Here is a 19,712-nt window from a genome sequence, read left to right as displayed (position 1 = left end):
GGGCGCCGGCAGTGGCGCCTCAGACCAGCGCGTCGCGGCGGGTGTAGGCCAGCACCGCGTCGACCCGGGCCTGGAGCGCGGCGCGGGCTTCGGGTTCCAGCGCGCACTGCCCCAGCACGTGGTAGGCGGTGCGCAGCACGTCGCGCCAGCGCGGATTGCGCGGCAGTTTCGACAGCGAGAGGTAGCGCTCCATCGCCCGCGTGCGCAGGCGGCCGTCGTCGATGGTGACGCGCCAGAGGCGGCTCTTCTCCGCCAGTTCCAGCCGCGACGTGCCGGTGCTGCGTTCCCAGGTGTCGACCGCGGCCAGCATCAGCTCGACCAGCGCCCGGCGGAAGTCGCCGAGGAGGTCTTCCGACCCGCCGTCGGCAGGCGGTGGCTCGCCGGCCTCCGGCGCGGGCGCGGTGTCCGTCGCCGCCGGCACGTCGGGCGCGTCATCCGCCGCGTCCCGCGGCGCCAGCGCCAGCACGACCAGGCCGTCGCCGCGTTCCCACGGCGACAGCTGCGCCTGCCACCGCCGGCCGTCGGCCGCGGTGACGGACAGCGTCTGCGCGACGGCGTCCTCCATGCGTTCCAGCGCCGCGGCCAGGGCGGCACGATCGTCCGCGGCCAGCCGGTCCGCCAGCGCCGGTCCGGCCGGATGCGCCGCGTCGACGCCGAGCAGCGCGCAGGCCGCGCGGTTCGCCGCCAGCAGGTGACCGTCGGCATCGAGCAGGCAGACGGCGTCGCTGCGGCTGTCCAGCAGCCCCTGCAGCAGGCTGCGGTCCTCGGCCAGCGCCTCGGCCTCGCGCCGGTAGCGCGCCAGTTCGGCCTCGTGCCGCACCTGCCGGGTCGCCGCCAGCAGGCGCTCGCGCTGCCGTCGCCGCTGCAGCCCGGTCCAGGCCAGCAGCGCGACGCTCGCCGCCACCGCCACCGTCAGCCACAGCAGCAGCGTGCGCTGGCGCAGCTCGGCGCGCCGCAGGCGGTTCTCGGTCGCCAGCGCGGCGATGGTGCGATCGCGCTCGGCGGTCTCGAAGTGCGTGCGCAGCCAGTCCAGCTGGCGGTCGTGCCGCGCCTGCGACAGGCGTTCGGCCTGCGCATGCGCCTCGCGCAGCGTGGCGAACGCGGCCGCATGCCGGCCCTGCGCATCCTCGGCTTCGGCCAGTGCCTCCAGCAGCGAGGCGCGGTCGGCGTCGTCCTCGGGCAGCGCCGCCAGCGCCTGCCGCAGCCGCGTTTCGGCCTCCGCGGGCCGTCCCAGCGCGCGATCGACGCGCGCGGCCTCGCGCTGCAGGTCCGCCGGCAGCGGCAGGCGCTGCGCATCGGCCACCGCGAGCGCGTCCGCGGCGAAGCGCTGCGCGGCGGCGGTGTCGCCTTCCAGCAGCGCGGTGCGGATCAGGCCCGCGTAGGTGCGCAGCATGTACGTGCGCGCATCGGCCGCGCGGTACGCGCGCAGCGCGGCTTCCAGCAGCGGTCGCGCGGTGCGCGCATCGTCGTGGTCCAGCGCGAGTTCCGCCAGCGTCTCGCGCACGTGCGCGGCGCCCTTCGGATCGCCGCGCTTTTCCATCAGCGCCAGCGTCTCGCGGTAATAGCCTTCCGCCTTGTCGCGCTCGCCGATCGCGCGGTAGACGTCGCCGAGGTTGTTGAGCACCGCGGGCTGCACCTCGCCGCCGGCCGCGCGCTGCATCTCCAGGCTGCGGGTCAGCGCCGCCAGCGCGCCGCGGTAATCGCCGAGGCGGCGCAGTGCGCTGCCCACGTTCTTGAGGTCGCGGGCGATGGCGGCGCGGTCCTCGCGCGCGGTCGAGCGCTGCAGGCCGCATTCGAAGCGCGACAGCGCCTGCGGGATGCGCTCGCGGTGGTAGTCCAGCACGCCGCGCTGGCGCAGCAGTTCCTCGCGGGCGAGCGCGTCGAGGCCGGGCTGCGCATCGAGGCAGTCGAGGACGGCCTCGGCTTCGTCGAAACGACCGGCCGCGTCGGCCGCCTTGGCGGCCTTCAGCAGGGCATCGGTCGTCGTCCGCCGCGCGGCGGCGGTGTCGTCGGCCGGCGCCGCGCCGAAGCGCGCCGCACACACCGCGGGCGCCGGCAACGGCCGGTGGCTGGCGTGTTCGAGCGCATCGCAACGGGGCGCGGCCGACGCGGCGGCGCCCGTCCCCGGCAGCGTCGCCAGCACCAGCGTCGCCAGCGCACGGGCGACGCGACGCGGGGCGTGCACGACACGAGGTGCGTGCATCGCCATGCCGGCGGGTCGGCGGATCAATCCAGCCCGTTCGCCGCCGCGACCACCGCGTCGACGGTGATGCCGAAATGCGGATACAGCTGCTCGGCCGGGGCCGAGGCGCCGTAGCCGTCCATGCCGATCACCGCGCCGTCGAGGCCGACGTACTTGCGCCAGAAATCGCGGGTCGCCGCTTCGATCGCGACGCGCTTGCGGCAGGCCTTCGGCAGCACGGACTCGCGGTACGCGGCGTCCTGGCGGTCGAACACGTCGGTCGAGGGCATCGACACCACGCGCACGCCGTCGCCGAGCTGCGCGGCGGCCTGCATCGCGAGGCCGACTTCCGAGCCGGTGGCGATCAGGATCAGCGTCGGCGCGCCGACGCTGTCCTTCAGCACGTAGCCGCCACGCGCAATCGCCGCGACCTGCGCGGCATCGCGCGCCTGGTGCGGCAGGTTCTGGCGCGAGAACACGAGGCAGCTCGGGCCGTCGCGGCGTTCGATCGCCGCGCGCCACGCCACCGCCGATTCCACCGCGTCGCACGGGCGCCACACGTCGTTGTCGGGGATGTAGCGCAGCGAGGCGAGATGCTCGACCGGCTGGTGGGTCGGGCCGTCTTCGCCGAGGCCGATCGAATCGTGCGTGTAGACGTGGATCGCGCGCGCGCCCATCAGCGCGCTCATGCGCACGGCGTTGCGCGCGTAGTCGCTGAACACCAGGAAGGTCGCGTCGTACGGCACGAAGCCACCATGCAGCGACAGGCCGTTCGAGATCGCGGTCATCGCGAACTCGCGCACGCCGTAGTAGACGTAGTTGGCGTCGGGATCGGTGCCCGCGACGCTCTTGCTGCCCTTCCACAGGGTGAGGTTGGAATGCGCGAGGTCGGCGGAGCCGCCGACCAGTTCCGGCAGCTGCGGCGCGAACGTCTCGATCGCCATCTGCGAGGCCTTGCGCGAGGCGACCACCGGGCCTTCGGCCTGCAGCTTCGCGATGTAGCCGTCGGCGTGCGCGGCGAAGTCCGCCGGCAGGTCGCCGCGCAGGCGGCGCTCGAACTCGGCGGCGAGGTCCGGATACTGCGCCGCATACGATTCCCACACGTGGGTCCAGCGCGTTTCCGCGGCGTGGCCCTTGCTGCGCGCATCCCACGCGGCGGCGACGTCGGCGGGGACCTCGAACGGGCCGTGTTCCCAGCCCAGCGCGGCGCGCGTGGCGGCGACTTCGTCCTTGCCCAGCGGCGCGCCGTGCGAGGACTCCTTGCCGGCCTTCGCGGGCGAGCCAAAACCGATCGTGGTGCGGCAGCAGATCAGCACCGGGCGGTCCTCGGACTTCAGCGCGGTGTCGATCGCGGTGCGGATCTCGTCGGGATCGTGGCCGTTCACGCCGCGGATCACCTGCCAACCGTAGGCCTCGAAGCGCGCCGGCGTGTCGTCGGTGAACCAGCCCTGCACTTGGCCGTCGATCGAGATGCTGTTGTCGTCCCAGAACGCGACCAGCTTGTTGAGCTTCCACGTGCCGGCCAGCGAGCAGGCCTCGTGCGAGATGCCTTCCATCAGGCAGCCGTCGCCCAGGAACACCCAGGTGCGGTGGTCGACGACGGCGTGGCCGTCGCGGTTGAAGCGCTGCGCCAGCAGCTTCTCGGCCAGCGCGAAACCGACCGCGTTGGCGACGCCCTGCCCCAGCGGGCCGGTGGTGGTCTCGATGCCGCCGGTGACGAAGTTCTCGGGGTGGCCGGGAGTCTTCGAGCCGAGCTGGCGGAAGCGCTTCAGCTCGTCGATCGACAGGTCGTAGCCGGCGAGGTGCAGCAGGCCGTACTGCAGCATCGAGCCATGGCCGTTCGACAGCACGAAGCGGTCGCGGTCGGCCCAGCCCGGGTTGGCCGGGTTGTGCTTGAGGTAGTCGTTCCACAGCACTTCGGCGATGTCGGCCATGCCCATGGGCATGCCCGGATGGCCGGAGTTGGCGGCCTGGACGGCGTCGATGGCGAGGAAACGGAGGGCGTTGGCGAGCGTGCGGCGGCTGGGCGTCGTCATGGGGCGGGGAAGGTCGGCGGCGCCCGGCGGACTGCGGGCCGCCCATTGTCCCATCCGTCCGCCGCTTTGTCCCGGACGCCTGCCCGGCCCGGCCGCGGCCGGCCTTCATGCAGTCCTAATCCGACGGGCGGAGGGTGGGGCCTCCCGGTCCCGGAGAAGCCCATGAACGCGTTCCCTCCGGCGCGGCGGGCCGGCCCCTGCAGCCTGCTGCTGATCGGACTCCTGGCCGGAGGCCTGCCGGCCGGCAGCGCCCTCGCCGGCGGCCCGCTCGGCATCGACCACCCCGTGGCCTACGACGACCGCGGGATCTGGAACCGCAACGTCCAGAAGGGCCTCGCCGCGGGCGTGGCCCTGACCACCGTCGGCGGCGCGGTCTTCGCCGACAGCGACACCCGCCTGGGCCGCACCTTCGACCAGTCCTTCGACGCGATGATGCTCAGCGCCGGCACCAGCCTGGTGCTGAAGCGCGCCTTCTCGCGCAGTCGCCCCAGCCAGAGCGACGACCCGAACGATTTCTTCCAAGGCGGCGGCGCGCAGAGCTTCCCCAGCGGCGAAGTGGCGGAGATGGCGTCGGTGGTGACGCCCTTCATCCTCGAATACCGCCAGGACCACCCCGCGGTCTACGCGCTGGCGCTGCTGCCGGCCTACGACGCGGTGGCGCGGGTGAAGACCCACGGCCACTGGCAGAGCGACGTGCTGGCCGGCGCGGCGGTGGGCATCGCCTTCGGCGTGTACGCGCACCACCACAAGCGGCCGATCTTCCTCGGCTTCACGCCCGACGGCAGCGGCGTGATGGTCGGCTACGCGAAGACGTTCTGACCGGCGCATCGCCGTCGGATGCAGGCCCGGAAACGCGAAACCCCGGCCGCTGCGGCGACCGGGGCTTCGTCATGGTGCGGAACGACGGCGACGACTCAGGGATTGCGCGCCGCGTCGATCACCGCGCAGATCGATTCGATCTGGAACTTGGTGCTGGTCGAATAACCGCCCGGCGTGGTCTTGGTGACGGTGATCTTCACGTCCTTCTTGCCCGCGGACTCGATGACGACGTTCCACGGCAGGTCGGCCGAGGTGCCACCCAGCGTGGAGCCGGCGTTCGGCTGCTCGAACGAGATCACGCCCGCCTTCTCGTCGCTGGAGGCGACGCGCAGGCCCGACTTGGTGCCTTCGGCGTAGATGCGCTTGAACGCGGTCGACACGCTCACGCCGGTCACCGTGTCGAAGCTGCTGAAGCGGCGACCGGTGATGAAGCGGCCCTCTTCCTTGAAGTTGGTCTTGCACGGCGGGTCGCCGGCCATCGCCGTCCCCGCGGCGGCCAGCAGCGTGACGGCCAGCAGCGCCGGCGTCGCGAACATCATGCGCATCTTGCGTTCTCCTTGTCTGCGTGACGCCCGGTGCGGGCGACTCGCGGCGATTCTGCCAGCCGCACGGCGACGGCCACAAGCGAAGCCGTCGCGGATCCGGCGGCGACGGGGCTCAGCGCACGATTCAGCGCACGATCTCGTCGAGATCGTCCGGCAGCGTGCCGCCGGGCGCGTCGCGCTCGCCGCTGCGGTGCGAGACCACGACCGCGGTCGCGAGATCGCCAGTCACGTTCAGCGACGTGCGGCACATGTCGAGGAAGGTGTTCACGCCGATGATGATGCCGATGCCCTGCGGCGGGATGTGCACGATGGTGCAGATCATCGCGATCACCGGCAGCGAGCCCGACGGGATGCCCGCGGTGCCGATGCCGCCGAGGATGCACAGCGCCAGCACCAGCACCTGCTGGTCGATCGGCATGTGCAGGCCGTAGACCTGCGCCAGGAACAGCACGGTGATGCCTTCGAACAGCGCGGTGCCGTGGTGGTTGGCCGAGGCACCGACGGTCAGCACGAAGCGCGAGACCTTGCGCGGCAGCTTCAGGTTTTCCTCGGCCACGCGCAGCGTCACCGGCAGCGTGGCCGTGGAGGAAGCGGTGGCGAACGCGGTGAGCATCGCCTCCTGCGCGCCGCGGAAGAACGCCAGCGGCGACATGCCGCCCATGAAGCGCACCCACAGCGGCAGCACCACGAAGCCGTGGATGAAGATCGCGATCAGCACCGTCGCCACGAACCAGAACAGGCTGACGATCACGTCCCAGCCGAGCTTCGCGCACAGGTTGAACATGAAGCAGGCCACCGCGTACGGCGCCAGCTTCACGAACATGCCGATCAGGTGCATGCAGATCTCGAACAGGCCGTGCAGCGCGTGCTTGAACGCCTGCGTGCCGGGCGTGGGCTTCATCACCAGGCCGATGCCGATCATCAGCGAGAAGAACACGATGCCCAGCTTCTTGCTGTCGTCGCCCATGGCGCCGACGATGTTGTGCGGCACGATGTTGACGATCAGGTCGCGGAAGCTCAGCGCCTCGCCCTTGGTGACGATGTCGCCGGCCTTCTGCAGGTTGCTCGACAGCGCGCTGTCCACCAGCTCGCGCGTGATGTGCAGGCCGGGCTGCAGCAGGTTCACCATCACCAGGCCGATCAGCACCGCGGCACCGGTGACGATCGCGGTGTAGAGCAGCGTCTTCCAGCCGAGGCGGCCGAGGCTGGCGATGTCGCCCAGTTCGGCCACGCCCAGCACCAGCGCCGAGAACATCAGCGGCACCACCAGCATGAACAGCAGGTTGAGGAAGATCTCGCCGAAGGGCTTGGTGGCGTTGTCGATGACCGACTGCAGCGTGGCCTCGTCCAGCGTGCCGGCCCACGCGCCCTTGGTCGCCACGTAGGCCAGCACGCCCAGCGCCACGCCGACCAGGAAACCGATCATCACCTTGACGTGCAGCGGGATGCCGCCGGGCTTCGCGGGCGACGGGGTGACGACGGCGTGGGCCATGGCGCGGCTCCTCTCGGACGAAAGGCGAGAGCGTACACCATGCCCCGCGGCGCCCTGCCCGCGGACGGGCGCGACGAACGAACGGGCGATCCCCCGGCCGCGGGCAGGCGAACCGGGCCGCGCGGCTCAGCGTTCTGGATACAGCGGCGGCAGCAGCGAAGGCGGCGCGCGGCGCGGGCGCGGCCACCAGCGCGGGCCCTGCGCGAACGCGGCACGCATCGCGGCCATCGCCGCGGCCGGATCGCCGCGGCCCCAGCGGGCGCGCTGCAAGGCGGCGACGGCCTCGCGCTGGGCCGGATCGGCCAGGCGCATGCGCACGCCGTCGAGATCGCGCACGCCCGCCATCGCGCACAGCGCGCGCTCCACCGCGGCGCGGTCGCCGCGCGCGAGCGCGGTCGCCAGCGCCTGGGGATCGGGCAGCACGGTCGCGGTCGCTGCAGCCCGACCCGGGGCCGCGGGCGGCGCCTTCGCGACCTGCCGTCGCTGCGACCAGAACCGGACACCCACGACCAGCGAGACCAGCCAGATCGCGCCGATCGGCAGCAGCGCGATCGCCCAGAGGTTGCCGGGCATCCAGTCACGCCACGAGAAACCGTCGTCGTCGCTGTCGTCCGCGCCGTCGCCGTCGCCGGCCAGCGGCTGCGTGCCGGGTCGCGCGGCTGCCACCGGCAGCACCAGGTCCGGCAGCGTGGCGGTGCGGGCGACCCCGGCCGCGGCGTCCCACCACGTGATCCGCGGCGCATGCACGCGCAGCGTGCCCGCGCGCGTCGGCAGCAGCGCGAACCGCCGCGTCGTCGTCGCCTGCGGGCGGCCGCCGACGAAATCCGCCGAGGTCTGCGCCGATTCCGGGAACACCTGCGCGCCGCCGTCCACCTGCAGGGAAAGGTCGGGCAACTGCGCGAGCACCGCGCCGTCGGCCACGACCTGCACGGTGACCAGCGCGGTCTCGCCGGCGCGCGCGCTGCGCGGCGTGTCGAGGTAGCGCAGCTGCAGCCCCGCCAGCGGCAGCCACGGCTGCGGCGCATCGGCCGGAATCGCCTTCACCTGGAGTTCGGGCGACGGCCCGAGGATGCGCATGTCGTCGCCGCCGCCCAGCGTGCCGAACGCGCCGCCGAAGCCGGTCGAGATGCGGCCGAGGAAACGCGGCGCCGGCATCGTCACCCGACCCGCGCGTTCGGGGATCAGCAGGAAGTGGCGCTCGACCACGTTGTACTGCGCGCCGCCGACCTGTTCGAGCGTTTCCTTGTCGTCGCCGACCTTCTGCAGGCTGGCGCCATCGGGCAGGTCCTGGTCCAGGCGGCCTTCCAGCAGTGTGCCGAGCTGGTAGTGGAGCCGCACGGTGTAACCGACGGTCTGCTGCACGTACGGCGCGAGGGTGTCGAGCTTGGTCTCGATGAACACCGGCCCGTTGCCGGCCCCGCGCTCGACGTCGGCGCCGGGCGCGGGCGTGTCCGCCGATACGCGCGGCGGCAGCACGGTCAGGTGCAGCGGCGGCGTGCGCGCGCCGCCGAACGACAAAGGCGGGATGTCGATCTCGCCCGGATGCGTCGGCGCCAGCTCCAGCTGGAGGCGGAACGTCATCTGGATGCTGCCGCCGTTCATCGACACCTGCTGCGACGTGGCCTGGTTCACGATCCGGAAGTCGTGGACCAGGCCGGTGAAATCGGGCATGCCGCCGCGGGCGACGGCGGAATCGATGTCGATGGTCAAGGTGACCGTTTCGCCCATCTCGATCCGCTGGCGGTCCAGCGTGGCGGGCAGCCGCTGCGCCAGCGCGGGCGGGGCGACGACGGCAAGCGCCACGACCAGCGCGAACCAGCGGAACAGGCGCGTGATCGCGCTCGGCGCGAGGCGCGGCACGGCGCGCATCAGCGGTCGCCCTCGCGCTTGCGGCGCTTCTGCTCCAGCCGGAATTTCTCGCGCAGCAGCTCGCCCGGATCGTCGGGCACGCGGCGCAGCCAGGCCTCGTTGGCCAGCCGCCGCTCACGCACCTCGCGGGTTTCCTTCGGCGGCGTGCCGGACTGCGGCGTGGTGCCGCCCGCGCGGGCGCGCGCCATGCGCTCGCGCTCGGCGCGATCGGCCGCGGCCTGTTCGGCCGCCTGTACCGGATCGACCGGTTTCGGCGGCTCGCCCGGCATCGGGCGTCCCTGCTGCTGCTTCTGCTGTCGTTCCTTCTCCTGCTGCTCGCGCCGCTGCCGTTCCTTCTCTTCCTGCTCCTTCTGCTGCTGTTGTTTCTGCTGCTGCTCGCGCTGCTGCCGCTCCTTCTCTTCCTGTTCCTTCTGCTGCTGGCCCTGCGACGGGTTCTGCTGCCCGTCCTTCTGTTGCTGGTCCTGCTGCTGGTTCTTCTGCTGCTGTTGCTGTTGCTTCTGTTCCTGCTGTTGCTGCTCTTTCTGCTGCTGCCGCTGGCGGGCCTGCTCCACCTTGCGGCGGTTCTCGATCGCGTCGGCCATGCCCGGCTGCTGGCGCAGCGCGCGGTCGTATTCGGCGATGGCCTCGTCGTAACGCTGCTGGCGCGCGAACGCGTTGCCGCGGTTGTAGGCAGCCTCGGCGCCGGGCAACCCGGCCCAGGCCGATTCGGCCGCCTTGAAATCGCCGCGACGGTAGGCCTCGACGCCCTGCGCCATCGCCTCGTGCTGGCGCTGGTCCTTGCGCTCCCACAGATCCGCGGCCGCGGCCGGTCGCCACGGCAGCCACAGCGCGATCACCAGCACCGCCAGCACGCCGCGGCGGAACGCCAGCAGGCCCAGCAGCAGCAGCGGCGGCAACAGCCAGAAACCTTCGTCGAGTGCGGCGGTGCCGCGCTTGTCCTGCGCCGTCGCCTGGTCGATGCGGCCGGCCCGCAGCACGCCCAGCGCGCGCAGGTCGGCGTCGCCCGGCGCGAACGCCGCGTAGCTGCCGCCGCCGGCCACCGCCAGCGCACGCAGCTCCGCGCCGTGCAGCCGCGCGGTATGCACCTCGCCGCGGGCATTGCGGTACTGCCCGCCGGTGAGCCCGCCCAGGCCCAGCACCGAGACGCGATAGCCGGCACCGCGCGCATCCAGCGCCGCGCTGTCGGCGCTGCCGCCGGCGCGATCGGTGACCAGCAGGATGTCGCCCTTGTGGAACCCGGCGCGCTTGAGCAGGCGCACCGACTCCTCGATCCCGCGATCGGCGCGGCTGCCGTCGCGCGGCATCACGTCCGGCGACAGCGCGTCGAGGAACAGCGCGACGTTGTTGCCGTCGTCGGTGAGCGGCGAGACGGTGAAGGCATCTTCGGCGAACGCCACCAGCGCGGTCTGCCCGCCGCCGCGTTCGCGCAGGATCTGCGCGATCTTCGCCCGCGCCTGCAGCAGCCGCGACGGCGGCACGTCGGCGGCGTTGGCGGCCGAGGACATGTCGACCGCGATCACCAGCGGCATGCGGTCCTGCCACAGCGGCTGCGGCAGCTCGCGCCAGCTCGGGCCGGCCAGCGCCAGCACCGCGAGCAGGCCCGCGCCCACGAACACGCCCTGCGCCAGGTGCGCGCGCCAGCCGGCGCGGCGGCCGCCCTCGGCCTCCAGCAGGTGCGGCAGCAGGTGCGCGTCGACCACGCCGCGCCAGATCTCGCCGCGCTGGCGGTGGCGGCGCATCCACAGCAGCAGCGGCGGCAGCGCCAGCAGGCCCAGCAGCCACAGCGGGCGCAGGAAGTGGAACGTGCCCATCACCGGCAGCTCGTTCATCGCACCGCTCCCGCCACGCGTCGCCGCAGCAGCAGCGCCAGCAGCGCGCAGGCGATGGCGCCGCCCAGCGGCCACGGATAGCGCTCGATCCGCGGCCGCAGCCGTTGGCCGGGCAGCTTCACCGGTTCCAGCCGGTCGATCTCGGCATAGATGCCGGCCAGCTGGTCGGCATCGCGCGCGGCATAGGCGCGGCCGCCGGTCAGTTCGGCGATCTTGCGCAGGCCGTCCTCGTCGGTGGTGTCGGCGGCGCTGGGCATGCGGATCGGCAGGCCGAACACCGACAGCCCCGCGCCGTAGCCGCCGAAGGCGATGGTGTGCACGCGCACGCCGGCATCGCGGGCGATGGCCGCGGCCTTCAGCGGATCCAGCGCGCCGGCGTTGCTCATGCCGTCGGTGAGCAGGATCAGCAGGCGCTGCTCCGCCGGCTGCGCCTGCAGGCGCTTGGTCGACAGCGCGATGGCGTCGCCGATCGCGGTGGCGCGGCCGGCGATGCCGGACACGGTGCCGTCGAGCTGCTCGCGCACGGTGTCGAGGTCGCGGGTCAGCGGCGTCAGCGCGAAGGCGCGCTCGCCGAAGATGATCAGGCCGACGCGGTCGCCGCGCCGGCGTTCGAGGAAGTCGGAAATCACCGCCTTCGCCGCGGTGAGGCGGGTGACGGTGCGCCCGCCCAGTTCGATGTCGCGCTCGTCCATGCTGCCGGAGAGGTCGAGCGCCAGCATCAGGTTGCGTGAGGCCTGCGGCGGCTGCACCACTTCGCCCAGTTGCTGCGGCCGCGCCGCGGCCACGCACAGCAGCGCCCACGCCAGCCACGGCAGCAGGCCGATCGGCGTCGCCCGCGCGGGGCCGACGCGGCCGCCGATCGCGGCCAGGCGGTCGCCCCACGGCACCCGCAGCGCCGCGGCCGCACCCGACGCCGGCGGCGTCAGCCGGCGCACCAGCCACGGCAGCGGTAGCGCCAGCAGCCACCACGGCCAGGCGAAGGTCTGCAGCAGCAGCTGGCGCAGGCTTTCGATCATGCGCGACGCCTCCGCAGCGTGCGCCACCACGGCCGCGGCCGCATCAGCTGCACGAACCGCGCCCGTGCCGCGATGCGCAGCGCCTCGCAGTCCGCGGCCGCCGTGTCCGGGCGGAACGGGCCGTCGAGCAGCGTGCGCGCGACCGCGCCGGTGAACGCGGGCGAGCGTTCGCCGGCATCGAGGAAGCGCAGCCAGGCCTCGCCGGCCAGGCGGTCGGCCGCGGGATCGCGCAGCCGCGAGGCGCGCCGCAACAGTTCGGAGATCGCGGCCACACGGGCCGTGGTCGACGGCGCGGCCTCGACGGTGGCGTCGAACAGCGCCTCAATGCCGCGCTGCCACTGGCGCCGCCGGTGCAGGCGCCAGGCGATGACGCCCAGCACCGCCAGCACCACGGCCAGCACCAGCCACCAGCCCGGGGCCGGCGGCCACAGCGGCGGCGCAGGCGGCAGGTGCACGTCGCGCAGCTGCAGCGGATCGGGCTCCGACGCCGCCGGGGTCTGCGCGAGCAGGGACAGGGGAAGCCTCATGCCGCGCGCGTGCCCTGGAACAGGTCGAGCCAGCTTTCGCTGGGCATGTCGGTCGACAGCGCGCGCGTGCGGATGCCGCTGCGTGCGAGCGTCTTCATCGCTTCGGCGATCGGCGCGGAGAACGCCGCCTGCCAGCGCGCGCGCTGCACGCTGCCGGCGAGGTCGAGTTCGATCCGCGTCGACGCGGTGGAGGTGGCGGGACGTTCGACGCGGAACGGCAGATTGGCCCGCGGCGGGTCGCGTTCGATCGGATCGCACAGCAGCAGAACGATCACCTCGCGGTGCTGCGCCAGCGTGGGCCAGCGCGACGGCGCCTGCGCCAGCACGCTGGCCGCATCGGCCAGCACCACCAGCCGCGAACCCGGGCGCAGCAGGCGGTCGGCGTGATCCAGCGCCACGCCCAGGCCGCCGTCTTCCTCGGGCGGTCGCGTGTACCAGCGCACCATCGCGTCGAGCACGCGCAGCGCGCCGCGCACGCCCGAGGCGGGGATCACCGGCGGCTCGCGCACGCTGCCGCGCAGCGCGGCGAGGCGGTCGCCGTCGCGCACCGCGGCCCACGCCGCGACCGCGCCGGCGCGCGCGGCCTGCACCGACTTGAAGCGCACGCGGGTGCCGAAATACAGCGCCGGTGCGGTGTCGGCGACGATCAGCGTCAACCGCTCGCGTTCGGCCTGGAACAGCTTGGTGTGCGGCTTGCCGGTGCGCGCGGTGAGCCGCCAGTCGATGTGGCGGGCGTCGTCGCCCTGGGTGTATTCGCGCGATTCGGCGTATTCCATGCCGCGGCCGCGCATCGGCGACGGCGCCTGGCCGCTCATGCCGTGGCGCCCGCGACGCGGCGGACGCCGGCCCGTGGCGGCGCGTCGCAGCGCCACCAGTTCGTCCAGTCCGGGAACGATGCCTTCGCTCATGTCGCCCTCGCGCGCTGCCGAGCCTCGCTCAGGGCAGCGGCACCTTGTCGATCAGCGCCTGCACCAGGCGCTCGCCGTCCCAGCCTTCGGCCACGGCCTCGTAGCTGGGCAGCACGCGATGGCGCAGCACGTCGTGGGCGATCGCGCGCACGTCCTCGGGCGTGACGAAATCGCGTCCCGCCAGCCAGGCGCGGGCGCGGGCGCAGCGTTCCAGCGCGATCGAGCCGCGCGGGCTGGCGCCCCAGCCGATCCGGCGCGCCAGCGCGGCGTCGTAGCGGCGCGCATCGCGCGAGGCCAGCACGAGTTCGATCATGTAGCGCTCGACCGGCGGCGCGAGGTGCAGGTCCAGCACGGCGTCGCGCGCGGCGAACACGTCCGCCTGCGACAGCCGCACCTGCGGCGAGGCCTCGAACGGCGTCGTCGGGGCGTCGCCTGCCCGTGCGCGCTCGCGCGCCAGGCGCAGGATCTCGGCTTCCATCGCCGCTTCGGGATACCCGATGCGCACGTACATCAGGAAGCGGTCGAGCTGCGCCTCGGGCAGCGGGAAGGTGCCTTCCTGCTCGATCGGGTTCTGCGTGGCCATCACCAGGAACAGCCGCGGCAGCGGATAGGTGCGGCGGCCCACGGTGACCTGGCGTTCGCCCATGGCCTCCAGCAGCGCCGACTGCACCTTCGCCGGCGCGCGGTTGATCTCGTCGGCCAGCAGCAGCGAATGGAAGATCGGCCCGGGCTGGAATTCGAAATGCCCGTCCTGCGGACGCCAGACCTCGGTGCCGGTGAGGTCCGCGGGCAGCAGGTCGGGCGTGAACTGGACGCGGGCGAAATCGGCTTCCAGGCGCGAGGCCAGCGCGCGGATCGCGGTGGTCTTGGCCAGGCCCGGCGCGCCTTCCACCAGCAGGTGGCCGTCGGCGAGCAGCGCGATGAGCAGGCGCTCGATCAGCGCGGACTGGCCGACGATCTCGGCGGAAAGCCGATCCCGCAACTGCGTGAACGCGGCGTGGAGTCGGGCGTTGGAAGCGGTGTCCGTCATGTGCGGCGGGCGTCCTTGAGGCGGGAGGCGACCCGCAGTTTGACCGATGTCCGGTCGAAATGTTCAGCCGGAAGATTCAGGAGGCGTCAGCGACCGAGCCGGGCGCCGCGCGGCCGTCATGCCGCCGTCCCCGGTGTCCGGCAGCGGTCGGCCGGACACGAAAACGGGGGCCGAAGCCCCCGTGTCCGCGGATCGATGTCCCGTGCGGGCCGCGCTCAGACGCGCGGGGCGACGGTCATCACCTTCGGCGTGACGAAGATCAGCAGCTCGGCCTTGCTCTTGCTGCGGCCCTTCTTCTTGAACAGGTTGCCCAGCACCGGCAGGTCGGCCAGGAACGGCACCTTCGCGGCCTGGCTGCGGTCGGAGAACTCGTACACGCCGCCGATCACGACGGTGTTGCCGTCCTCGACCAGCACCGCGGTGTTCACTTCGCGCTTGGCGATCAGCGGCACCGCGCCGCTCACCGTGTCGACGAAGTCCTCGAGCTCGTCCTTCTTCACCGCCATGTTCAGGAACACGCGGCCGTCGTTGGTGATGGTCGGGGTGACCTTCAGTTCCAGCACCACGTCCTTGAAGTTCACCGTCTGGGTGACGATGCCGCCCGAGGAGTTGGTGGTGACGTAGCCGATTTCCTTGCCCTGCTTGATCACCGCCTCGCGCTGGTTGCTGGTGACCACGCGCGGGTTGGAGATCACTTCGCCGCGGCCTTCTTCCTGCATCGCCGACAGCTCGATGTCGAGGTAGTAGCCGGCGTTGAGGATGGTGAAGGCGAGGCTGGCCGGGGTGTTGGTGATCAGGCTGCCGACGGTCGCGGGCAGGCTGACGTTCGGCCCCTTGGTGACGGTGTATGTTCCGGGCACTGGCTTGACACCAACGCGGCCTGCGGCCTCCCATTCGTTGAGCGCCTTCAGGTAATCCTGCTCCGCCTTGATCTGCGAATTGCGGGTCGCCGTCGTGCTGGAGATGCTGTCACCGAAGTTCACGTTGTTGCGCGAACCGTTGATGCCGAACTTGGCGCCCAGTTCGCGGGCGAAGTCTTCGGTCGCGATCACGATCTTGGCTTCGATCAGCACCTGGTCGACCGGCTTGTCGAGCTGGTTGACGAGGCGGCGGATCTCGGCGACGCGCGGCGGGATGTCGATCACCAGCAGGGTGTTGGTGCGACGGTCGAAGCTGAGGCTGCCGCGCTGCGACAGGAAGCCGCGGCTCTGCTGCTGGGTGCTGCCGCCACCGGCGGCGCCACCACCACCACCGGAGCTGTTGCCCTTGCTGTCGTCGGTGAGCAGCTTGGCGATGTCCTCGGCGTTGCCGTAGCTGACCGGGATGTACTCGGTGACGGTCTCGGTGCGGTTCTCGATCGCGATGCGGGCGTCTTCCTTGTCCTGCTCGAACTTCGCGATCTCGGACTGCGGGGCGACCCACACCACGTTGCCGCTGCGGCGCTTGTCGAGCTGCTTGGCCTGCAGGACGATGTCCAGCGCCTGGTCCCACGGCACGTTGATCAGGCGCAGGGTGACGTTGCCCTGGGTGGTGTCGCTGGCGACGATGTTGAGGTTGGACTCCTCGGCGATCAGCTGCAGCACCGTGCGGACCGGCACGTCCTGGAAGTTGAACGTCACCGGACGGCCGCTGTAGCGGGCGCCCGCCGCATTCGAGGCGGGCGTGGCCGCCGCCGTGGTGGTCGCGCGGGACGAGGCGGCGCCGACGGCGCGATCCGGCGCGGCGGCGCGCGGGACGAGTTCGACGATGTAGTCGCGGCCGGTCTGGTAGGCCAGCGACTCGAAGCCGCCCTTCGCGCTCACCGTGACCCGGGACTTGTCGCCCGAGGCACTGGACTGGACCTGCTGCGCCGGCGTGGCGAAGTCGGTGACGTCCAGCGTGCGCTGGAGGTTGGCGGCCATCGTGGCGTTGCCGATGTCCACGACCACGCCGTTGTCGCTGGTGCGCAGGTCGGGGATGGCGCCGTCGCCGTCGAAGTGCAGAATCAGCTTGCCGGAGCCGCCGTCGCCGCGCTTGAAGTCGATGCTGGTGACGGAGGCGATCGCCGGTGCCTGCTGGACCGCGGTCGCAGCCGGTGCGGGTGCGGGCGGCGGAGCGGCACCGACGGCGCTGAGCGCCGCGAGCAGCCCGGCAGCCAGGCCGAGAAGCGCGACTTTCACGGGTTTGGTGCGACGGCCCTGCTGCTGGCTATGCGCGTTGAGTACGATCATTTCGCTATCCCCTCGTCTTATTCGTCATCGAGCGAAACCGTCGCCGGCCGCTCCAGCCAACCGCCTGCACCATCGGACACCAGCTCGACGAGTTCGATGCGATCCTCGTAGACCCCGGTCACCCGTCCGTCGGACTGGCCCATGTAATTGCCCGGTACCACGCGCTGCGTCACCTTGTCGGGGCCCATCACCAGGGCCACCAGGGAACCGCGCGTACCGATCGTGCCCACCATCTTCAGCGAGTCGAGCGGGAACTGTTCCAGCGCCTGCTTCGGACGGCCGTCGTCGGGCCGCGGACCCGCGGCCGAGGAGCCCGGCGCGAACGCGGTGCTGAACGGGTCGCGCAGCGTCTGCGCGGAATATTCGAAGGTCTCGAACTGCTGCATCACCGGCAGCGGATCGAGCGGCGGCGCGGGCTTGGCCTTGATGCCAGCGACCCACTCCTGCAGGTTCGGCGCATCGCCTGGGGTGCTGGTGATGCTGCGCCCGCAGCCGGCGGCGGCCAGCGCGAGCGGCACCATCAGCGCGAAACGGGCGGCGTTGGGAATGGATCTGCGCATCAGCGGCTCCCTCCGGCCTGGTTGGCGGCAGCCTGGGTCTTCTGCATGCCCGAGGTGACGGCGGCGGCGCCCGGCACCGGCGGCGTGCCCGGCGCAGCGGCCGGCTTGCCGTTGGCCGTCGTCGAGTCACCGCCCTCGCTGTCCTCGTTGGGATCGCGGTAGCGGTAGGTCTTCACCGTGCCCTTGAGTTCGAGCACCGTGCCCGGGCCGATACTGGCGGGCTTCTTGCCCTTGTCGCCGCCCGACGCTTCGCGCGGCTTCAGCGAGATGTCGTGCATGGTCATGATGACCACGCGCGGCAGCGAGGCCACGCCGCTGACGAAGGCGCCGAACTGGTGGTACGTGCCCAGCATCTTCAGCTCGATCGGCTTCTCGGCGTAGAACTCCTGCGCGGTCTCGGCGCCCGGCTGGAACAGCTCGTTGGCGATGCCGGTGGCGAGCGCGGTCTGCGAGATGTCGACGATCAGGTCGGGCATCTCGGTCTTGCTCGGCAGCTGGCGCAGCATCTGCTGGAGCTGCTGCTCCATCTGCGCGAGCTGCTGCTTCAGCGGTTCGAGATTGGCGGCCTGGCCCTGCAGCTTCTCGAACTCGGCGCGCTTGGTGCTCTCTTCCCCTTCCAGTGCTTCCAGCGCCGCGCCCTTCGGACGCGTCAGGAAGTTCCAGAGCAGGAACAGGATCAGCAGGCCGAGGGCAAAGCAGAAGCCGAGCTGCCACTCGCGCGGCCAGGAGCCGGCGTTGTTGAAGTCGAGCTCCTTGAGCGACATCTTCTTTTTCATCGCGCGGCTCCTCCCGCAGACGGCTTGCCGCTGTTCGGGCTCGGGGGTGTCTTGGCCGGGGCCGGCGCGGCCGCAGGCGCGGCGGCCGAGGGCGCAGGCGCCGCGGCAGGCGCGGTCACGGCACCGCCGGCGGGCGCCGGGGCGGCACCGGCGGCACCGGCGGCAGGTGCGGGCTGGCCGGCGGGCACCAGCGGCTGCAGCGTCGTGGTCTGCGGCGCGGTCCCCGCGGCGGGCGCGGCACCGGCCGGCGTGCTGCCGTCTTCGGCCTTGGCGTTCGGGTTGGACAGCGTGACCGTCAGCTTGAAGGTGTGCGGCAGGCCGGTGATGTCGTCCTGCGCCTGGATCACCGACAGGTCAGGCTTCGTCATCCAGCCGGACGCGGCCAGGTTGTCCATGTAATTACTGACCCGCGCATACGACTGCGAGCGGCCTTCGAGCGTGAGCTTGTCGCCTTCCTGGTTCAGGCCGGTGAGGATCACGCCGTCGGGGATCGTGCGGACCAGCGCGTCGAACAGATGGACCATCTGCGAGCGGTTGGCCTGCAGTTCCTCGATCACCTGCTTGCGGCTGAGGAGGTTGCTCTTCTTCTTCTCGAGCTCCTCGATCTCGGTGATCTTCTGCTTGACCTCGGTGATCTGGCCGTCGAGGAACGCGTTGCGCTCCTGCTGGCCGGACACCTGCATGTCGTAATAGGTGTCCACGCCGAACCAGAGCGCGAACCCGGCGGCCGCGGAGAACGCCAGCATGATCAGGAACTGCTTCTTGCGCTCTTTCTGCCGTTCGGCGCGCCACGGGAGGAGGTTGATCCGTGCCATCAGTCGAAACTCCTCAGGGCGAGGCCGCAGGCGATCATCAGCGCGGGCGCGTCCTGCGCGAGCGCGTGGGCCTGCACGCGGGGGCCGAGCGTCATCTGGGCCAGCGGATTGGCGACCACGGTCTGCACGCCGAGCTGCTCCTCGACCATCGCGGCGATGCCGGCGATGGAGGCGCAGCCGCCGGCCAGCACGATCTGGTCGACCCGGTTGTACTCGCTGCCCGCGTAGAAGAACTGCAGCAGGCGGCCGATCTGCTGGGCCATGGCTTCCTTGAAGGGCTCCAGCACCTCGATTTCATAGCTTTCCGGCAGGCCGCCCTGGCGCTTGGCCAGGCCCGCCTCCTCGTAGCTCAGGCCGTAGCGGCGCATCACCTCGTCGGTGAGCTGCTTGCCGCCGAAGACCTGCTCGCGGCTGTAGATGTTGCGGCCGTTGCGCAGGATGCTGAGCGTGGTCATCGTGGCGCCGACGTCGACCAGCGCGACGATGCCGTCGTGCGGGACGTTCAGGCTGCCGGCGATGAGCGCGTAGGCGTTCTCGATCGCGAACGCCTCGACATCCATGACCTTCGCGGTCAGGCCGCCGATCTCCAGCGCCGAGGCCCGCATCTCCACGTTCTCGGAACGCGAGGCGGCCAGCAGCACCTGGTTCATCTCCGGGTTGCCGGGCATGGTGCCCAGCACCTCGAAGTCGAGGTTCACTTCCTCGATCGGGTACGGGATGTAGTTGACCGCCTCCAGCTCGATCTGCGACTCCATGTCGTCTTCGTCGAGCTCGGCGGGCATCGGGATGACCTTGGTGATCACCGCCGAGCCGGCCACCGCGGCGGCCGCGAACTTGGCCTTGCTGCCGGACCGGTTGAGCGCGCGCCGGATGGCCTCGCCCACCGCCTCGACCTCGACGATGTTCTTCTCGGCCACGGCGTTCGGCGGCAACGGCTCGACCGCGTAGTGTTCCACCCGATAGCGGTCGCCGGCCCGAGACAGCTGCAGGAGCTTGACGGCGGTCGAACTGATGTCGACACCCACCAGAGGTGACTGGTTTTTTGCGAACAGTCCCACTTTTTCCCCTTCCCACGCGCGCTTACGCGCGTTACGTGTC

The 19,712-nt window shown here is 71.8% G+C and carries 16 protein-coding genes; 1 reads left to right on the top strand and 15 read right to left on the bottom strand.

Annotation, left to right across the window (positions count from 1 at the left end):
* Window positions 1-19: 19 nt before the first annotated feature.
* Together ACT53Q_RS05970 and tkt are read right to left on the bottom strand one after the other, a co-directional pair.
* The gene (locus tag ACT53Q_RS05970) at window positions 20-2,203 is read right to left on the bottom strand and encodes a tetratricopeptide repeat protein (protein WP_476185742.1); all 2,184 of its coding nucleotides are present in this window, start codon (window positions 2,201-2,203) and stop codon (window positions 20-22) included.
* A 23-nt stretch (window positions 2,204-2,226) separates the two neighbouring features.
* On the bottom strand, window positions 2,227-4,218 hold the full coding sequence (gene tkt, locus ACT53Q_RS05965) for a transketolase (RefSeq protein ID WP_476185741.1): 1,992 nt from the start codon (window positions 4,216-4,218) through the stop codon (window positions 2,227-2,229).
* A 162-nt stretch (window positions 4,219-4,380) separates the two neighbouring features.
* Between tkt and ACT53Q_RS05960 the strand changes: the two genes are divergently transcribed.
* Complete coding sequence (locus tag ACT53Q_RS05960; protein ID WP_476185740.1) at window positions 4,381-5,037, top strand: phosphatase PAP2 family protein; 657 nt, start codon at window positions 4,381-4,383, stop codon at window positions 5,035-5,037.
* A gap of 95 nt (window positions 5,038-5,132) precedes the next feature.
* On the opposite strand, the gene ACT53Q_RS05955 is transcribed toward ACT53Q_RS05960, so the two are convergent.
* The 13 genes from ACT53Q_RS05955 to ACT53Q_RS05895 form a co-directional block, all read right to left on the bottom strand.
* The gene (locus tag ACT53Q_RS05955; protein WP_476185739.1) at window positions 5,133-5,582 is read right to left on the bottom strand and encodes a hypothetical protein; all 450 of its coding nucleotides are present in this window, start codon (window positions 5,580-5,582) and stop codon (window positions 5,133-5,135) included.
* A 124-nt stretch (window positions 5,583-5,706) separates the two neighbouring features.
* Entirely contained in the window at window positions 5,707-7,074 is a 1,368-nt protein-coding gene (locus tag ACT53Q_RS05950) for a dicarboxylate/amino acid:cation symporter (RefSeq protein ID WP_476185738.1), read from the bottom strand.
* Window positions 7,075-7,200: 126 nt separating this feature from the next.
* Window positions 7,201-8,943: a BatD family protein gene (locus tag ACT53Q_RS05945; RefSeq protein WP_476185737.1), complete on the bottom strand. Its 1,743-nt coding sequence runs from the start codon at window positions 8,941-8,943 to the stop codon at window positions 7,201-7,203.
* Window positions 8,943-10,772, bottom strand: a complete 1,830-nt coding sequence (locus tag ACT53Q_RS05940; RefSeq protein ID WP_476185736.1) for a vWA domain-containing protein — start codon at window positions 10,770-10,772, stop codon at window positions 8,943-8,945. Before ACT53Q_RS05940 ends, ACT53Q_RS05945 begins: the two co-directional genes overlap by 1 nt.
* A complete protein-coding gene (locus ACT53Q_RS05935) occupies window positions 10,769-11,788 on the bottom strand; it encodes a VWA domain-containing protein (RefSeq protein ID WP_476185735.1) in 1,020 nt (339 codons plus the stop codon). The genes ACT53Q_RS05940 and ACT53Q_RS05935 overlap by 4 nt, the downstream gene beginning before the upstream one ends.
* Window positions 11,785-12,315: a DUF4381 family protein gene (locus ACT53Q_RS05930; protein ID WP_476185734.1), complete on the bottom strand. Its 531-nt coding sequence runs from the start codon at window positions 12,313-12,315 to the stop codon at window positions 11,785-11,787. Before ACT53Q_RS05930 ends, ACT53Q_RS05935 begins: the two co-directional genes overlap by 4 nt.
* A complete protein-coding gene (locus ACT53Q_RS05925) occupies window positions 12,312-13,223 on the bottom strand; it encodes a DUF58 domain-containing protein (RefSeq protein ID WP_476185733.1) in 912 nt (303 codons plus the stop codon). The genes ACT53Q_RS05930 and ACT53Q_RS05925 overlap by 4 nt, the downstream gene beginning before the upstream one ends.
* A gap of 28 nt (window positions 13,224-13,251) precedes the next feature.
* On the bottom strand, window positions 13,252-14,253 hold the full coding sequence (locus ACT53Q_RS05920) for an AAA family ATPase (RefSeq protein ID WP_476185732.1): 1,002 nt from the start codon (window positions 14,251-14,253) through the stop codon (window positions 13,252-13,254).
* 215 nt (window positions 14,254-14,468) lie between these two features.
* The gene (locus ACT53Q_RS05915) at window positions 14,469-16,463 is read right to left on the bottom strand and encodes a type IV pilus secretin PilQ (RefSeq protein WP_476185731.1); all 1,995 of its coding nucleotides are present in this window, start codon (window positions 16,461-16,463) and stop codon (window positions 14,469-14,471) included.
* A 17-nt stretch (window positions 16,464-16,480) separates the two neighbouring features.
* Entirely contained in the window at window positions 16,481-17,023 is a 543-nt protein-coding gene (locus tag ACT53Q_RS05910; RefSeq protein WP_476185730.1) for a pilus assembly protein PilP, read from the bottom strand.
* Window positions 17,023-17,799, bottom strand: a complete 777-nt coding sequence (locus ACT53Q_RS05905) for a type IV pilus inner membrane component PilO (RefSeq protein WP_476185729.1) — start codon at window positions 17,797-17,799, stop codon at window positions 17,023-17,025. Before ACT53Q_RS05905 ends, ACT53Q_RS05910 begins: the two co-directional genes overlap by 1 nt.
* Entirely contained in the window at window positions 17,796-18,614 is an 819-nt protein-coding gene (locus tag ACT53Q_RS05900) for a PilN domain-containing protein (protein WP_476185728.1), read from the bottom strand. The genes ACT53Q_RS05905 and ACT53Q_RS05900 overlap by 4 nt, the downstream gene beginning before the upstream one ends.
* The gene (locus ACT53Q_RS05895) at window positions 18,614-19,672 is read right to left on the bottom strand and encodes a pilus assembly protein PilM (RefSeq protein ID WP_476185727.1); all 1,059 of its coding nucleotides are present in this window, start codon (window positions 19,670-19,672) and stop codon (window positions 18,614-18,616) included. The genes ACT53Q_RS05900 and ACT53Q_RS05895 overlap by 1 nt, the downstream gene beginning before the upstream one ends.
* Between the last annotated feature and the right edge of the window lie 40 nt (window positions 19,673-19,712).

Source organism: Lysobacter sp. DMC97 (assembly GCF_056313745.1).
This window is presented reverse-complemented; position numbering and strand designations above follow the sequence as displayed.

What these genes read in the sequence shown, in the direction of transcription:
- ACT53Q_RS05970 (WP_476185742.1), bottom strand. Translation starts at nt 2,203, where the DNA reads ATGCACGCACCTCGTGTCGTGCACGCCCCGCGTCGCGTCGCCCGTGCG.
- tkt (WP_476185741.1), bottom strand. Translation starts at nt 4,218, where the DNA reads ATGACGACGCCCAGCCGCCGCACGCTCGCCAACGCCCTCCGTTTCCTC.
- ACT53Q_RS05960 (WP_476185740.1), top strand. Translation starts at nt 4,381, where the DNA reads ATGAACGCGTTCCCTCCGGCGCGGCGGGCCGGCCCCTGCAGCCTGCTG.
- ACT53Q_RS05955 (WP_476185739.1), bottom strand. Translation starts at nt 5,582, where the DNA reads ATGCGCATGATGTTCGCGACGCCGGCGCTGCTGGCCGTCACGCTGCTG.
- ACT53Q_RS05950 (WP_476185738.1), bottom strand. Translation starts at nt 7,074, where the DNA reads ATGGCCCACGCCGTCGTCACCCCGTCGCCCGCGAAGCCCGGCGGCATC.
- ACT53Q_RS05945 (WP_476185737.1), bottom strand. Translation starts at nt 8,943, where the DNA reads ATGCGCGCCGTGCCGCGCCTCGCGCCGAGCGCGATCACGCGCCTGTTC.
- ACT53Q_RS05940 (WP_476185736.1), bottom strand. Translation starts at nt 10,772, where the DNA reads ATGAACGAGCTGCCGGTGATGGGCACGTTCCACTTCCTGCGCCCGCTG.
- ACT53Q_RS05935 (WP_476185735.1), bottom strand. Translation starts at nt 11,788, where the DNA reads ATGATCGAAAGCCTGCGCCAGCTGCTGCTGCAGACCTTCGCCTGGCCG.
- ACT53Q_RS05930 (WP_476185734.1), bottom strand. Translation starts at nt 12,315, where the DNA reads ATGAGGCTTCCCCTGTCCCTGCTCGCGCAGACCCCGGCGGCGTCGGAG.
- ACT53Q_RS05925 (WP_476185733.1), bottom strand. Translation starts at nt 13,223, where the DNA reads ATGAGCGAAGGCATCGTTCCCGGACTGGACGAACTGGTGGCGCTGCGA.
- ACT53Q_RS05920 (WP_476185732.1), bottom strand. Translation starts at nt 14,253, where the DNA reads ATGACGGACACCGCTTCCAACGCCCGACTCCACGCCGCGTTCACGCAG.
- ACT53Q_RS05915 (WP_476185731.1), bottom strand. Translation starts at nt 16,463, where the DNA reads ATGATCGTACTCAACGCGCATAGCCAGCAGCAGGGCCGTCGCACCAAA.
- ACT53Q_RS05910 (WP_476185730.1), bottom strand. Translation starts at nt 17,023, where the DNA reads ATGCGCAGATCCATTCCCAACGCCGCCCGTTTCGCGCTGATGGTGCCG.
- ACT53Q_RS05905 (WP_476185729.1), bottom strand. Translation starts at nt 17,799, where the DNA reads ATGAAAAAGAAGATGTCGCTCAAGGAGCTCGACTTCAACAACGCCGGC.
- ACT53Q_RS05900 (WP_476185728.1), bottom strand. Translation starts at nt 18,614, where the DNA reads ATGGCACGGATCAACCTCCTCCCGTGGCGCGCCGAACGGCAGAAAGAG.